Origin of the sequence: Epilithonimonas zeae, assembly GCF_900141765.1 — a bacterium.
Taxonomy (GTDB): domain Bacteria; phylum Bacteroidota; class Bacteroidia; order Flavobacteriales; family Weeksellaceae; genus Epilithonimonas; species Epilithonimonas zeae.
The window spans coordinates 72,714-87,335 of the sequence record NZ_FSRK01000003.1; the positions used below are offsets into that span (position 1 = coordinate 72,714).

The following is a 14,622-nucleotide window of genomic DNA, read 5'->3' on the forward strand; positions in this document are numbered from 1 at the left end:
GCAAAAAAGATTGACTTCGTCGAACCACTTCGTTAGGTTTGGGAACGGAAGGCGGATAAAGCTGCCCAAATAATATTAATAATGACAAGACTCAGAAAGCTAAAAAATTCTGGGTCTTTTTTTATGTTGGTTGGTGATAATTCTTAAATTTACGTCTTTAAGAAAATTAGCTATGATAAAAGCAGGACTTGTAGGAGCGGGACATTTGGGGAAAATCCATTTGAGATTACTTAATCAATCTGAGAAATATGAACTCGTTGGTTTCCACGATAAAGACTCAGAAAACGGCAGAAAACTGGAAGCGGAATTCGGTTATAAATATTTTGAAAGTTTGGAGGAACTTTTGAACGAAATCGAAATGTTGGATATTGTAACGCCAACACTTTACCACTACGATTATGCCATAAAAGCAATTGAAAAAGGCATTCATTTTTTCATTGAAAAACCTGTAACACAGACTTTGGAACAAGCGGAAGAAATTCTTCAAAAATGCAACCAATTTGGAATCAAGGCGCAAGTTGGTCACGTGGAAAGATACAATCCAGCGTTCATTGGTGCTAAAGATTATATTAAAAACCCAATGTTCATTGAGATTCACAGATTAGCGGAATTCAATCCGAGAGGAACGGATGTTTCTGTGGTTTTGGATCTGATGATTCACGATCTGGATATTTTGTTGAGTTTGGTAAAGTCGAAAGTGAAATTGATACACGCAAGTGGTGTTTCCGTTGTGAGCAAAACGCCGGACATTTGCAACGCCAGAATTGAGTTTGAGAATGGTTGTGTTGCGAATTTGACGACGTCAAGAATCTCAATGAAAGCCATGAGAAAATCGAGGTTTTTCCAGCAGGATGCTTACGTTTCTGTTGATTTCTTGGAAAAAAAATCTGAAGTTATCAGAATGAAACCAGCGCCTGAAAATCCGTCTAACTTTGATATGATTATCGAAAATGCGGAAGGCGAGAAAAACCAGATCCTTTTCGAGTATCCGAACATTCAGCCGAATAATGCAATTCTTGATGAGTTAGAAAGTTTTGCCAATGCTATCAAATATGATGTTCCCGTTCAGGTTTCTTTGGAAGATGGGACGGAGGCTTTGAAGGTTGCTTTGGAGATTGTGAGGTTAATACAGAAATAGAGTTTTTGAAATATTACAAATTATTATTAATCATTATGGCTTTTTCTTTTTTTGGATGTAAGAAAGAAACTTATGTTCCAATTGAATGTATGGACTTTCATCAACTTGTTGCTAAAAATGATATTAATCGAGTTGAATATCATTTGAAAAACAGAATGAATCCAAATTGCATAATTAATGCTGGTGTAACTCCTATAATGACTGCAGCCGTATATAATAGAACTGATGTAATTGATTTTCTAATATCATACAATGCCGAAATCAACAAACAAACGGATTCTGGTTGGACTGCTCTTTTATATGCTGCAGAAAATGGCAATTATCAAGCTGTAGATTTACTTATAAAAAAAGGAGCTAATATCAATTTAAAATTAAAAGGAGGAGAAAATGCATCAACCCAAGCCTGCTACAAAGGGCATTTTAAAGTTGCAAAACTGCTTTTGGATAAAGGAATTGATGTAAATACTTCAGATAATGAAATTGGATTAAATGCCTTGATAATGACATCTGATGTAGGAAATTTGGAGTTGGTTAAAACAATCCTACCACTCACGGATAATATTGACCATCAAAATAAATATGGAGAGACAGCTCTTATGAGAGCAGCAATGAAAGGACATTATGATGTTGCAAAATATTTACTTGAGATGAAATCGAATAAATCAATAAAAGATACCTTTGGAAATGACGCTTTGTTTTATGCAAATAAATTTGATCAACAAAGACTTGTAGAACTACTAAGTAACTAAATTTTCAATGAATCTTCCTCTTCTTGAATCAGAACTCAAAAAGCGTCTTGGTTGTCCTTACAACTGGGGAAGAAAACAGTCGGATGAATGGGACAGAAAAACGAAGTTCATTTATCTGGTTCAAGATTTTGAAAGTCTGGAAAATCAATGCAAGGATTTTGATGAAGGTTTGAGAAATTATGCTTTCAATCGTTGGCTGAATTTCTGGTCGGCAAAGGCGGTTGAGGATATTTTTGCTTCGAATTCTTTAGTTAAAAAAGAGGCAAATCAGTTTTCAAAAACTGTGGATTTTTATATTTCGGGAATTCCGTTTGATCATAAAAGCAGTGTATTCCCGAAACAATTTGGAAAAAGTTTTGATTATGCTGTTGATCACAAAAAAGAATTGGTAGAATGGCTTTACAATAATCAAAGTCAGCAAGGAAGAAAACATTTAGCTAATCGACTTTTCATTATTTTTTATGATGAGAATAATGGTGAACATTGGAAATTGAAAACCCAACTTTCTTTAATCCAAGAAAAAATCACAGATTATCTCAGCAATTTTTCGGGAGACAATTTAGTTTCCCTAAATTTGGAATCTCACGAGATCCTTTCAGATTTGATTTGGATCAAAGCATAATTCATGAATTACATCGGTTCCAAAAACAAACTTTCGGATTTTATCAGACAAAGCGTTTATCAAGTTGTTGGTAAAGATTTATCCAACAAAATATTTTGCGATCTCTTCGCCGGAACCGGAATTGTCGGACGAAATTTCAAAGCGGAAACCAAGAAAGTCATCAGCAACGATTTTGAATTTTATAGCTTTGTTCTCAACCGAAATTACATCGGAAATCATCAGGAAATCAATTATGAAAATTTGATTAATGAATTGAATTCAATTGAAGGAAAATCTGACTTTATTTCAGAAGAATATTCTGAAAACGGAAAATCGGAACGACTTTACTTTTCTGAGGAAAACGGAAAAAAAATTGACGCTATCCGACAAAAAATCGAAGATTGGAAAATCTCGGGAAAAATCAATGAAGATCAATATTATTTTCTGCTTTGCTCACTATTGGAAGCGGCTGATAAAATCGCCAACACGGCTTCGGTTTATGGTGCGTTTTTGAAACAAATCAAAAAATCGGCGCAGAAAAAATTGGAACTTCAGCCTGCCAATTTTGAATTGACCAAAAACAAACACGAGGTTTATAATGAAGATGCCAACGAATTAATCAAAAAAATCGAAGGCGATATTCTTTATCTCGATCCACCTTACAACGCGCGACAATACGGCGCCAACTATCATCTTCTAAACACGATTGCGAAATATGACAATTTTTCTCCAAAAGGAAAAACGGGATTGAGGAATTATCAAAAATCAAAATACTGCAGCAAAATAGAGGTTTCAAAAAGCTTCGAAGACCTCATCGAAAATGCAAAATTTCAACATATTTTCCTAAGCTACAACAACGAAGGATTGATGACAGAAAGTGAAATTAGAAATATACTTTCCAAATTCGGGAAATATGATATATTTACAACCGAGTATCAGCGTTTCCGTGCAGACAAGGAAGAAAACAGAAATCATAAAGCTTCGGAAACGATAGAGTATCTTTATTATCTTCTAAAAGAATAAGAGGTAATAGACTTTTAGAATGTAGACTTCAAATAATTAAAATTAATATGAAATCGAAAGATTCGTGAATTCATATATAAAAAATAATAAATTAAAATGAAAAATATTGTTGTAATAGGTGCCGGAACTATGGGAAATGGCATTGCGCATACCTTTGCTCAAAGCGGATTCCAGGTAAGTTTGGTAGACGTGAAACAGGAAAATCTTGATAAAGCCATAAAGACCATCATCACCAATCTTGACAGAATTATTGCCAAAGGAAATTTGACCGAAGAAGAAAAAGCCACTACACTTGGCAACATTACAACATTCTCAGATTTGAAAGAAGCTGCTCCTAATGCTGATTTGATAGTAGAAGCAGCAACGGAAAACCTGGATTTGAAATTAAAAATCTTTACTCAGATTGATGAGTTGGCGCCAGAAAACTGTATTCTTGCGACCAACACTTCTTCTATATCTATTACTCAGATTGCAGCAGCAACAAAACGTCCTGATAAAGTCATCGGAATGCACTTTATGAATCCTGTTCCAATTATGAAATTGGTAGAAATCATCAAAGGTTATTCGACTTCCAAAGAGACTTTTGATACGATTTTCAAGATGTCTAAACAATTGGGAAAAGTTCCTACTGAAGTGAACGATTATCCAGGATTTGTAGCCAACAGAATTCTGATGCCAATGATTAATGAAGCTATCGAAACCCTGTACAACGGTGTTGCTGGTGTTGAAGAAATTGATACCGTGATGAAATTGGGAATGGCACATCCAATGGGACCTTTGCAATTGGCAGATTTTATTGGACTTGATGTTTGTCTGGCAATCCTGAATGTGATGTACGATGGTTTCAAAAATCCTAAATATGCCCCAAATCCATTATTAGTCAATATGGTAATGGCCGGCAAGAAAGGCGTGAAATCGGGCGAAGGTTTCTACGATTATTCTGAAAGTAAAAAGGCTGAGAAAGTTTCGAAAATGTTTTTAAAATAGACTGGGATGTTTTCAATGAAGCTTCTAATTCTGCTGACTTTTCCAACACTATTTTTTTCGCAGGAAAAAATGATTTCTGCAGATTTTGATGGTGATAATATTCAGGATAAAGTTTATTTGGATTCTAATAACGGAGCGGTTGTGTACCAGCTTTCTTCTCAGAAATTCAATAAAGTATCCTCTGATCAATTTGAAGATTCTGGGGAAATATTTTTTGATAAGGCTAAAAATGGGTTTAAAGTCAACCTCAATCAAATGCGAGCCGGATACACTTATCAATTTCGATATGAAAAAGAAACCGGAAAAATGCGTTTGATAGGAATGGAACGTTACGAATTTGGTCCTGCCAGCAATGACGGAAGCGGCGAATCCAGCGTTAATCTTTTGACGAATACTTATATTGGAGAATGGAATTATTTTGATGATAATAAAACAAAACTCATCAAAATGCCACCGATAAAAAAGAAAATGGTTTTGCCAAAAACGTATTTTGATAATCTCGGAAATGTGTTTTCGACTTACATCGATAAAGATGTTCAGTATTATCTGGCGGAGAAGAAAAGACTTTATAAGCAGTAAATACTTCAATTTAAATTACGATTTATAACTTTGTCAATATTGATTTGACAAAGTTTTTTTATTTTTAAACTATGATATCTGTAAAACTAAATCCAAAATACGAGAAGACTCTTCAGACTTTATTGATTATCTTGACTTATATAATGATAATCTTCCGGTTTTTATCAAATGAGAAAGGCCGTGTTAGTCCAGACTCTATAAGATATTTGAGACAATCCGAGATGTTTCCAATCATTGATAATACAACAGCGCCTTTGGGTTATCCTCTATTTATTAAATTCTTCACCATCTTTGGTTTGGATGATTTTTGGAGCAGCAAACTAGTCGGACTTTTAGCTTATACCTTCATTTTAATTTTTGCTTATAAAAGGAAATTTTATTTCAAAGAATTGATAATCTCGTCAGCGTTATTCAGCTTTGTGAGTATTTTTTCATTTACGATGTCTGAAGCTTTGACATTGCCTTTCGTGATATTGTTTTTCTTCACAGCGCATCAAATTATCAAAAACAGAATCAGTCAAACCCAAGGTATTTTTTATCTTACACTTACATTGATTCTACTTCTTAACATCCGTTACAGCGCTTTGTTTTTTTGTGTTGGAAGCATTGTTTTTGGATTGATAAAAATAGGAAAACATTATTGGAAGTCCTTTGCAATTTCGGGCGTTTTGGGTGTTGGTTTTTATGGACTTTACAAAATAACTTTCATTGATTATTTCAACAAAGATTACATCAATTCATTTTTGGAAATTGGTCTCAAATCTACACCTCAACTATTATTAGAATTATTCCAAGGACTGACAACTACCTTCAATCCTTTTATCCATATTGCAGATCCTAATGGCGGAATTATCAATTACGGAATCTACGGAATCGGTTTGTTAACAATAATTGTAATGGTTTTTCTTTTTGTACGAACCAAACTTACCGAGACAGAAAAATTTATTTTGATTGTTTCGTTAGTCACCATTATTTTATCCTACTTTATTCAATATGTTTATTCTGTAAACGCTATAGATTACCGTTTGTTAGCACCATTCTCCATTGGAATCTGGATGGTTTTCTTCAGAAAAATATTTCAGATTTTTGATGATACGACTTATGCAATTGCTTTTATGAGTTTGGCGACGGGATTTGTGTTCAGTTGGTTATCAAAAGGTAATTATCTTGAGAACCGAAAAGCAATTACTCAATTTTTAAAAGAAGAAAAAATGATGGACAAAGAATTGAAATTCTTTATGAAAGATCAAATGGATAATGACGGGCAAACTGCTGAGTTGATAAGTACTGTAAATCCCAGAATCTATATCACCTTCAAACCTTCTGATACATTGAAAAATAATACTCTAACTAGGTATAAGGTAGAAAAGAAAATCAATATCAAAAAAAATAATTATCAATAGTAGTTTTCGGGAATTTTTCTATCTTTGAACCATAGAGTGAAGCTCTAATTAATCTTTAAAATTAAATATTTTACATATGAAATTACCTAAGTTTTTATTAGCCGACAATTCTGATTTTCCAGAAGATCTTTTTGTAGTACACACAGAGTACCCGCGTTTCATCCTTAACGTAGAAGAAGAGGATGTAGAGTGGTTGGACGATTTGGAAGGAGATGATGAAGAAACTGTAGCTACAGAAGCTACGAAAGTTGTAGAAGAAGCCTTCAAATGGTGTGATGAAGAACTTGCTAAATACGACGACGAGGAAGACGAAGAATAATAAAAAAGGAACTCAAATTTGAGTTCCTTTTTTTGTGTTTAATATTTTAGTTTATTGTTGTTTATTGAATTTTAACAACAACAAATTATCTTTATACAATTCCAATGTAGTTTCTGTCACTACATATTTGTTAACCTCTTTCAAAACGCCAAGATAACTGTTTTCCGTCATCATATTGTTGCACATTTTTCTTGTAGAGCCGATGTTCTTCGCAGAAAAATTACCTGCAGAAGTATCAATTACGGCATCAGAAAAATAATTGTTGCAGCCTGCATTTCCAGAAATTCGGTTTTGTTCTATCAATAGAGTTGGCTTGTTTGTAATATCGTCTGCCAGAACCCATTGTGTACCTGTAACCGATGCCTGACTCTTTCCCACTTTAGAAGCGTTCCCTACTCTGCTGGTACAAGAAACAATGGTTAGAGCCAATATAGATGTAAAAAAAAGTTTTTTCATTTTTATAAAATTACATTTCAAAGATAAGGTTTTCTTTTTAACATAATCTATTATCTCAACAAAAACACATCCCAAAAAGCTGCCATCAACTCAGGTTATTAATTATTTATCACCAATATAAAAACGGAAAATGAATTTTAAATGATCAAATAAATTAATAATGAATAACTTATGATTTATAAATTTTAAAAGCTTAATTTTGCACCCCGAAATAAGGAATCATATTATGAAACGAATTGCTGAACACAGAAAACTTCTTGGCGTTGACAAAACTGCCACTTTGAAGGATCTAAAAACCATCTACAGAAACACGATGAAGGATACACATCCTGATAAATTCATCAATGATGAAGCCGGAAAACTGGAAGCGGAAGAGAAAAGCAAATCTGTGATAGAAGCATATCATTTCTTAGTCAGCATCAATGAGGAAACTCAGGAAAAATATAAAGAAGAATACACGGAAACTATTACCAACTCAATTATCACTGATTTCTATCTTGAAAAATCAATTTTGAAAGTGCAGCATTTGAACGGAAAAATGTTCGAGTACATTGGTGTTCCAAGAAATACTTATATCAAAATGGTTAATTCTGACTCACCCAGTCGTTTTGCAAGAAGACATATCTATGGCAATTTTATCTATAGAAAGTCTGGTGAAGCAATGGCAGATTAATCTTCTATCTTAAAATATATTAAAGCTTTCATATTTATATGGAAGCTTTTTTATTGCTAAAATCTTATTTCATTGTCATAAAAATAAAAAGCGCATCAATAAATTGATGCGCTTCTCGGTTAACTTAATTAATTATATATTAATCCACGTGTTTAGGCGTAAATCCGTCTTCACTTAGCTCTCTGTGTTTATATTCTGCTTTCATTTCAGCATCATAATCTACTTTTTCATCTTTGCCTAATCTTCTCAACATTGAATCAAACAATGAATAAACAACTGGTACAATAATCAAAGTCAGAAATAATGAAGATGTCAAACCACCGATGATTACCCAAGCCAAACCGTTGTTCATCTCGGCTCCTGCTCCTTTTGCAATTGCAATCGGGATCATACCAAAAATCATCGCAATCGTTGTCATCAAAATCGGACGAAGACGAGCGTGGTTGGCCTGAATCAATGCGTCGTGCGTGTTGGCTCCTGCTGCTTTTCTCATATTCGCAAAGTCGACAATCATAATCGCGTTCTTCGCCACCAAACCAATCAACATAATCATACCGAGCATCGTAAAGATGTTCAATGAGTTTCCTGTGATGGCAAGAATTACCATTACTCCAATCAATGCCAATGGAATTGAGAATAATACCACAAACGGATATACAAACGAGTCGTACAAGGAAACCATTACCAAATAAACCAATACAATAGCCGCTAACAAAGCAATTCCTAAAGTACCGAAACCTTCTGTCTGGTTTTCCATATCACCACTCCAAATGTAGCTTACACCCGCTGGTTTTGTTTTTTCGTTATCCATAAACTGAGCTGCCCATTCGTTCGCAACATCTCCAACCGGACGACCAACAACTTTAGATTTTACTTTTACAGAAGGCGCTTTATCTCTACGTTCCAACAAACTTGGTCCAGATCCCATTTTCACATCAGCGAATTGGCTCAATCTGATTTGTTCTCCCTGAGGATTGGTGAACATCAAGTTTCTAACGTCATCAATAGACTGTCTGTTGGCATCTCCAAAACGGATGTTGATATCATACTCATATTCTCCTGCTCTGAATTTTCCATCTGTATTTCCTGAGAAAGCAGTTTGCATTGTCTGTCCTACACTGGAAAGATTCAAACCTAAAGAAGCCATTTTATCTCTGTCAATATTCACTTGAACTTCCGGGCTTCCGGAGTCAGTTGACAATTCCGCATCTACAGAACCAGGAACTTTTTTCAATAATTCCAGAATTCTATTCGCTTCTTTGTTCGCGGTTTCGTTATCCTGAGCCGTTACAACCATTTCAATTGGTGCGTTATCTGCTCCCATTAATCCGATTGGTGCTGTTTTAAACTCAACTCCAGTGAATTTTTCTTCTAAAGCTCTCTTGATTTTAGCCGACTTGATATCGGTACTTTCGTTACGTTCAGATTTATCAACCAAGATTACCTGAATTTCTGACTGATACAAAGTTGCCTGAGCCCCACCAAAACCTGATGACTGCTGACCAACTGTTGTAATCATATCGACTACATCTTTATCGTCTCTCAAATATTTTTCAACGGCAAGCGTTACCTGATTGGTTTTTTCTACAGAAGCATCTTTTGGTAATTCCATTTGAACAAGGAACTGCCCTCTATCCATTTTAGGGAAGAATTCACCACCAATGAATCCAAATGCCACCAACATAAATGAAGAAATCAAAATAATAAATGTTATGATTACAGTCATTATTCTTCTTAATGTTGTTTTTAATGCCCATTCAAGAATTCCGGAAATCCAATGCGTAAATTTCTCCAATTGTTTCTCAAACCAAAGGATAAATTTCTCAAAAGGATTTTTACCTGTCAAGTGAACCAACTTTCCAAATCTTGAAGATAACCAAGGAATAATGGTAAATGAAGCCAATAATGAGAACATTGTTGCGATAACTACGGTCACACAGAACTGCGCCAAAATATCGGAAACTAATCCTGAACTCATTGCAATTGGTAAAAATACCACCACAATTACCATTGTAATTGCCGTTACGGTAAATCCAATTTCTGATGCTCCGTCATATGCTGCACGGATTCTGCTTTTCCCCATCTCCATATGTCGGTAAACATTCTCCAAAACCACAATCGCATCATCCACAAGAATACCAACCACGAGTGAAAGGCCTAATAAACTCATCAAGTTTAAGGTATATCCCATCAGATACATTCCGATTACTGTTGCGATCAACGATACTGGAATTGAAACCATTACGATGAAGGCATTTCTGATGTTGTGAAGGAATAATAACATTACAACTGCCACCAAAATAATCGCTAAGAATAAATCGAAAATTACGTGATCCGCTGCTTCAAGCGTAAAGTCTGTTGTATCATCTACAATATTGACTTTGATATCCTGAACTTTATAATTACCTTCAACCTGAGCAATGGTTTTCTTGACTAATTCTGAAACAGACACGGCATTAGCATCAGATTGCTTTTTAATCTGCATCAAAATGGTAGAATTCTGATTGTATCTCGCCACTTTCTCGACATCTTTCTGAGTATCGAAAACCGTTGCAATATCAGACAAACGAACCTGCGCTCCATCTTTGTTGGAAACCACAAGGTTGTTCATTTCCTGTACATCTCTATATTTTCCAGATAGTCTGATAGTAGATCTGGAAGTTCTTGTCTTCAAAGCTCCCGTTGGGAAATCTAGGTTTGAAGAAAGAATCGCCTGCTGTACATCTGCAATTGCAAGACCGTAACCCTGCATTTTCTTTTCATCCAAGCTTACCTGAATTTCTCTCTCCTGTCCACCGACAAGATCAACCTGAGCTACACCGTTTACACGGGAAAAGATGGGTTCAATTTTTTTATCTAAAAGATCGTAAAGATCTTTGTTATTCATCTTACTACTGGAAATACTCAAAGTCATAATCGGAAGATCATCCAGTGAGAATTTCTGTAATGACGGCGGATCTGCATCTTCAGGAAGGTCTGCTAAAATTGCATTTACCTTTCTCTGTGCATCATTCAAAGCGTAGTTGACATCGGCACCTGTGTTCAACTGAACCATGATTACCGATAAACTCTCGTAAGAAGAAGATTCTACTTTTTTAACATTTTCCAAAGATCCAACCGCATCTTCAATCTTTCTGGTTACCGAAGTTTCCACCTCTGCAGGCGAAGCTCCAGGATAAACCGTAGAAATTGTTACCATATTGGTTTCAAACTTCGGAATCAATTCGTACCCCATCATAGAGTAACTCAACAAACCTCCCAGCGTCAGAATCGTAAATAGTACGATAACGAGCGAAGGCCTTTTAATGGATATTTCTGCTAACTTCATCTTCTGTTACTTTACGATATTGATTTTTGAACCGTTGTCCAAATTGATTTGTCCACTTGTAATGACTTGTTCACCACCATTTAGTCCGCTTAGGATTTGAACTTTATCACCATAAACTTTTCCGGTTTGAACTTTAATTAATTTGGCTGTTCCGTTTTGAACGATAAACAATTGGCCTGAACTCACGCCGTTTACGAAAGCTTCTGCAGGAACAGTCAGCATATTCTGAGTTTCTGCACCGTGATTGGTTTTGAAAACAGCTGTTGCGTACATACCGGCTTTCAGTTTACCGTTATTGGAAACTTCTACTTCAACAGGGAAATTCAAAGAAGCATCACTTTTTGGAGCAATGAAAGTAATTCTACCGGTGAAAGAATCTTCCGGTAAAACATTAACATTAATCTTAACTTCCTGACCTAATTGGATTCTTCCAACTTGGCTTTCGTCAACCAAAACCGATAATTTCAATGAATTGATATTAACAATTTCGAACAATGAAGTTCCTGTTGCAACAACAGCTCCCGGCTCCACCATTTTTTTATTGATGGTTCCGCTGATTCCTGCACGAACACTTGTATCATTTACTCTTACACCCTGAGCTCTCAACGCAGACTGAGCATTCTTAAGCTGTAATCTTGAGTTGTCAAGCTGTTGTTTCGTAACACCTCCAGTTTTGAAGGCATTTTCATAACGTTGGTTATCAGCAATTGCATTTTGTAAATTATTTTGCGCCTGAGTCACATCCACTTCGATTGCATCTCTTTTGATGGTTGCCAAAACTTGTCCGGCAGAAACTCTGGAACCTTCTTTAACAAAAACACTGACTACTCTGCCGGCAATATCGGCAGACTGATTGGTTTCTTGTTTAGGAATAAAAGTTCCGTTTGCCGAATAATCTGTATCGATATTCTCTCTTGCAACTGTGATTACGTTAACATTGATTTTATCAACCTGTTTCGCCACTTCTCTTACTTCAGTTTCCTGCTTCTTCTTGTTGTCGGCAATTTTCCAGGCAGCCAAACCAATCAGTACTGCCGCAACGATGATATATATTAGAGTTTTTTTCATTTTATAAATGTTATTTCGTAGTTTATTTTAAATAAGTTTTAAGTTCTCCTTTTGATTTATAATATTGTACCTCAGCGATTTTGTAATCAAGAACTGCAGTAGTGTAATTATTTTTAGCCTGAACCAAAGAGTTTTCTGCATCTAACAAATCTGTCAATGTTGCTAAACCGTATTGGTAGTTGCTTTTTGTATCTGCTAAAACACTTTCTGCTAATTCAACATTGGCTTTTTGGTTCTCGATAGATGTTAAGCTATTTTCAATTTGAGATTTAGCATTTTGATATGCTTGGTCTAATCCTAGTTTCGTATCTTTCAGATCAGCTTCCAGTTTATCAATTTCGATTTGATTTTGTTGAACCTTCGCTTTTGTGGCAAATCCATTAAAAATTGGAATATTAACTCCTAAAGTAATTGCTGAATAATCTGACCACATAACACCTTGAGAACTTCCATTTGTTAATGGAAATTTTTCTCCCATACCTTGCCAGTTATAATTTGCTGTTAAATTAACAGTTGGATAATAAGCCGCTTCTGTAGCTTTCTTCTGATATTCAAGAAGTTCTTTGTTCTTTAATAGAACTTTTACTTCTGTTCTGCTGTCTGTACTTATCATATCTTCCAAAAGATGCGGCGTTACTTCCATATCCTCCTGTACCAACTGGATTTTGGTTTCAATTGGCATTCCCATATAAAACTTAAGCGCATTTTCTGCTTGAGCAATACCGTTATTGCTTTGTTTGATGTTAGTTTCTATGTTCGTCAAATTAACATTAGTTCTATCCAAATCAATTTTTTTCGATAAACCATTTTCAAACAAGCTCTTAATCACATTTCTTACTTTTTCTGTGCTTGTGAAACTACTTTCCAGAGTACTTTTCTTTTCCTGAGCCGTAAAAACTTGGAAATAAGCATTAGAAACTCTCTCGATAATCTGCTCATCTGTAAGATCTGCATTCAGCTGATAGAATTCTTTAGTTGATTTTGCCGCTTTCAAGCCTACAAATACCTGCTGATTGAAAAGTGCCTGAGTTACCTGAACTCCAGCAACAGCAACCCAAGGTTGTCCCATTTTAAAAGTTTGACCAGCAAGAGAAACCTCTTGGATAATCGGGTTATATGTAAGGTTAGCCGTTCCATTAACTTTTGGAAGTGCTCCCGCTCTGGCTTCTAAAATTTTTGCATCCGCATCACTAATATCCAACTTTGCTTTCAACGCATCAGACTTGTTCTGCAAAGCGTATTCTATGGCTTGCTTCAGCGTAATAGACTGTTGAGAATACAGCAATGATCCTGTAACAGTCAAAATGCCTAAAGCCAATTTTCTCCACTTTATCATTTTGTTATTAATCATAGTTTAAATAATTCTTTTATTTTTTCAATTTTTTTTATTTTCTATCTCTAGTCATAGACGACGTTCCGATTTTATAAATACTTTAACAATTTTTAATTATTTATTTAATTCTTAAAAAGTATATTTAGGATGATGTCTTTTCTTTGAGAGATCAATCGGTCAAATTCTTTATCATCAATCATCATATTTTCCATAATAAGGGGTCTCACAGCGCTTGGAAATACCAACAGAGAAATCATGTTCAAGATAAACTGCATGGGTTCCATTTTTTCAATATTTCCCAGCTCCATTTCTTTTTCTATGTCTTTGTAGAAGTTTTTTAAGTCATCTTCATCCACATCTCTCTTATGACAACTTCCTTTGTTAATTTGTGAAACAATATAGGTTTCCAGATAAGGATATTGCAGACTGGTCTGTAAACTCTCATCAATAAACTGGGCAATTTTACTTTTAAAAAGCATATCAGATCTCATTATGACTTCTGATTTTTCTTTTTCCACTTTGTGCGCTTCATCAAAAACAATCTGTACCAGATTATCTCTTGACCGAAAATAGTAGTTAATCAGCGTTCTGTTAACACCTGCTTCGTCCGCAATCTCTTGAGTTGTAGCATCAAATTTCCCTTTAACAAAGAACAGATTCTTTGTAGTTTCTTTGATCAACTCTTGTGTTTGGTCTTTTTTTTCTTGTTTTGACATTTTTGTTAAACAATTTTGTGCAAATGTAAATCAATCAAATGTTTTGACAAAATTGTTAAACAAAAAAATTAAACTAAAATGATAAAATTCATATAAAATTAACATTACTTGTTTTATCAATACTTTTCTTAAGACAAGAATTACAATCTATCATAAACTTAAAAACAGTAACTTTGCAAAATCGATAAAATAGGTTTCCAAATAATATCAAATCCTAAAATGGGAATCTTAATCATTCATAACGCTTAT

The 14,622-nt window shown here is 34.8% G+C and carries 14 protein-coding genes; 9 read left to right on the forward strand and 5 right to left on the reverse strand.

The genetic code is table 11. From position 1 onward, the window contains the following. The first annotated feature begins 172 nt into the window (after positions 1–172). The 8 genes from BUR19_RS16550 to BUR19_RS16585 all read left to right on the forward strand — a co-directional run bounded on the left by BUR19_RS16550 (position 173) and on the right by BUR19_RS16585 (position 6,799). A complete protein-coding gene (locus BUR19_RS16550; RefSeq protein WP_074236591.1) occupies positions 173–1,138 on the forward strand; it encodes a Gfo/Idh/MocA family protein in 966 nt (321 codons plus the stop codon). A gap of 5 nt (positions 1,139–1,143) precedes the next feature. Next, the gene (locus BUR19_RS16555) at positions 1,144–1,887 is read left to right on the forward strand and encodes an ankyrin repeat domain-containing protein (RefSeq protein ID WP_139297403.1); all 744 of its coding nucleotides are present in this window, start codon (positions 1,144–1,146) and stop codon (positions 1,885–1,887) included. 7 nt (positions 1,888–1,894) lie between these two features. Next, positions 1,895–2,509 (forward strand): hypothetical protein, encoded by a 615-nt coding sequence (locus BUR19_RS16560; protein ID WP_074236593.1) that lies wholly within the window; start codon positions 1,895–1,897, stop codon positions 2,507–2,509. 3 nt (positions 2,510–2,512) lie between these two features. Further along, positions 2,513–3,511: a DNA adenine methylase gene (locus tag BUR19_RS16565; RefSeq protein WP_074236594.1), complete on the forward strand. Its 999-nt coding sequence runs from the start codon at positions 2,513–2,515 to the stop codon at positions 3,509–3,511. A 96-nt stretch (positions 3,512–3,607) separates the two neighbouring features. Next, positions 3,608–4,498, forward strand: coding sequence for a 3-hydroxyacyl-CoA dehydrogenase family protein (locus BUR19_RS16570; RefSeq protein WP_074236595.1), 891 nt, complete (start codon positions 3,608–3,610; stop codon positions 4,496–4,498). 6 nt (positions 4,499–4,504) lie between these two features. Beyond that, a complete protein-coding gene (locus tag BUR19_RS16575) occupies positions 4,505–5,077 on the forward strand; it encodes a hypothetical protein (RefSeq protein ID WP_139297404.1) in 573 nt (190 codons plus the stop codon). A gap of 71 nt (positions 5,078–5,148) precedes the next feature. Continuing rightward, entirely contained in the window at positions 5,149–6,480 is a 1,332-nt protein-coding gene (locus tag BUR19_RS16580; protein WP_139297406.1) for a hypothetical protein, read from the forward strand. Between the two features lie 76 nt (positions 6,481–6,556). After that, entirely contained in the window at positions 6,557–6,799 is a 243-nt protein-coding gene (locus BUR19_RS16585) for a hypothetical protein (RefSeq protein WP_074236598.1), read from the forward strand. A gap of 51 nt (positions 6,800–6,850) precedes the next feature. On the opposite strand, the gene BUR19_RS16590 is transcribed toward BUR19_RS16585, so the two are convergent. Continuing rightward, positions 6,851–7,255 (reverse strand): META domain-containing protein, encoded by a 405-nt coding sequence (locus tag BUR19_RS16590; protein WP_074236599.1) that lies wholly within the window; start codon positions 7,253–7,255, stop codon positions 6,851–6,853. A gap of 226 nt (positions 7,256–7,481) precedes the next feature. Between BUR19_RS16590 and BUR19_RS16595 the strand changes: the two genes are divergently transcribed. After that, entirely contained in the window at positions 7,482–7,928 is a 447-nt protein-coding gene (locus BUR19_RS16595) for a KTSC domain-containing protein (RefSeq protein WP_074236600.1), read from the forward strand. 139 nt (positions 7,929–8,067) lie between these two features. Here BUR19_RS16595 and BUR19_RS16600 read toward each other — a convergent pair whose 3' ends face one another. The 4 genes from BUR19_RS16600 to BUR19_RS16615 all read right to left on the reverse strand — a co-directional run bounded on the left by BUR19_RS16600 (position 8,068) and on the right by BUR19_RS16615 (position 14,373). Further along, a complete protein-coding gene (locus BUR19_RS16600) occupies positions 8,068–11,256 on the reverse strand; it encodes an efflux RND transporter permease subunit (RefSeq protein WP_074236601.1) in 3,189 nt (1,062 codons plus the stop codon). A gap of 6 nt (positions 11,257–11,262) precedes the next feature. Then, positions 11,263–12,324, reverse strand: a complete 1,062-nt coding sequence (locus BUR19_RS16605) for an efflux RND transporter periplasmic adaptor subunit (protein WP_074236602.1) — start codon at positions 12,322–12,324, stop codon at positions 11,263–11,265. A gap of 22 nt (positions 12,325–12,346) precedes the next feature. Beyond that, entirely contained in the window at positions 12,347–13,660 is a 1,314-nt protein-coding gene (locus BUR19_RS16610) for a TolC family protein (RefSeq protein WP_074237024.1), read from the reverse strand. 119 nt (positions 13,661–13,779) lie between these two features. Continuing rightward, positions 13,780–14,373 (reverse strand): TetR/AcrR family transcriptional regulator, encoded by a 594-nt coding sequence (locus BUR19_RS16615; protein ID WP_074236603.1) that lies wholly within the window; start codon positions 14,371–14,373, stop codon positions 13,780–13,782. Between the last annotated feature and the right edge of the window lie 249 nt (positions 14,374–14,622).

Coding starts and splice junctions, on each gene's coding strand:
- BUR19_RS16550 (WP_074236591.1), top strand. CDS start 173: ATGATAAAAGCAGGACTTGTAGGAGCGGGACATTTGGGGAAAATCCAT.
- BUR19_RS16560 (WP_074236593.1), top strand. CDS start 1,895: ATGAATCTTCCTCTTCTTGAATCAGAACTCAAAAAGCGTCTTGGTTGT.
- BUR19_RS16565 (WP_074236594.1), top strand. CDS start 2,513: ATGAATTACATCGGTTCCAAAAACAAACTTTCGGATTTTATCAGACAA.
- BUR19_RS16570 (WP_074236595.1), top strand. CDS start 3,608: ATGAAAAATATTGTTGTAATAGGTGCCGGAACTATGGGAAATGGCATT.
- BUR19_RS16575 (WP_139297404.1), top strand. CDS start 4,505: ATGTTTTCAATGAAGCTTCTAATTCTGCTGACTTTTCCAACACTATTT.
- BUR19_RS16580 (WP_139297406.1), top strand. CDS start 5,149: ATGATATCTGTAAAACTAAATCCAAAATACGAGAAGACTCTTCAGACT.
- BUR19_RS16585 (WP_074236598.1), top strand. CDS start 6,557: ATGAAATTACCTAAGTTTTTATTAGCCGACAATTCTGATTTTCCAGAA.
- BUR19_RS16590 (WP_074236599.1), bottom strand. CDS start 7,255: ATGAAAAAACTTTTTTTTACATCTATATTGGCTCTAACCATTGTTTCT.
- BUR19_RS16595 (WP_074236600.1), top strand. CDS start 7,482: ATGAAACGAATTGCTGAACACAGAAAACTTCTTGGCGTTGACAAAACT.
- BUR19_RS16600 (WP_074236601.1), bottom strand. CDS start 11,256: ATGAAGTTAGCAGAAATATCCATTAAAAGGCCTTCGCTCGTTATCGTA.
- BUR19_RS16605 (WP_074236602.1), bottom strand. CDS start 12,324: ATGAAAAAAACTCTAATATATATCATCGTTGCGGCAGTACTGATTGGT.
- BUR19_RS16610 (WP_074237024.1), bottom strand. CDS start 13,660: ATGATAAAGTGGAGAAAATTGGCTTTAGGCATTTTGACTGTTACAGGA.
- BUR19_RS16615 (WP_074236603.1), bottom strand. CDS start 14,373: ATGTCAAAACAAGAAAAAAAAGACCAAACACAAGAGTTGATCAAAGAA.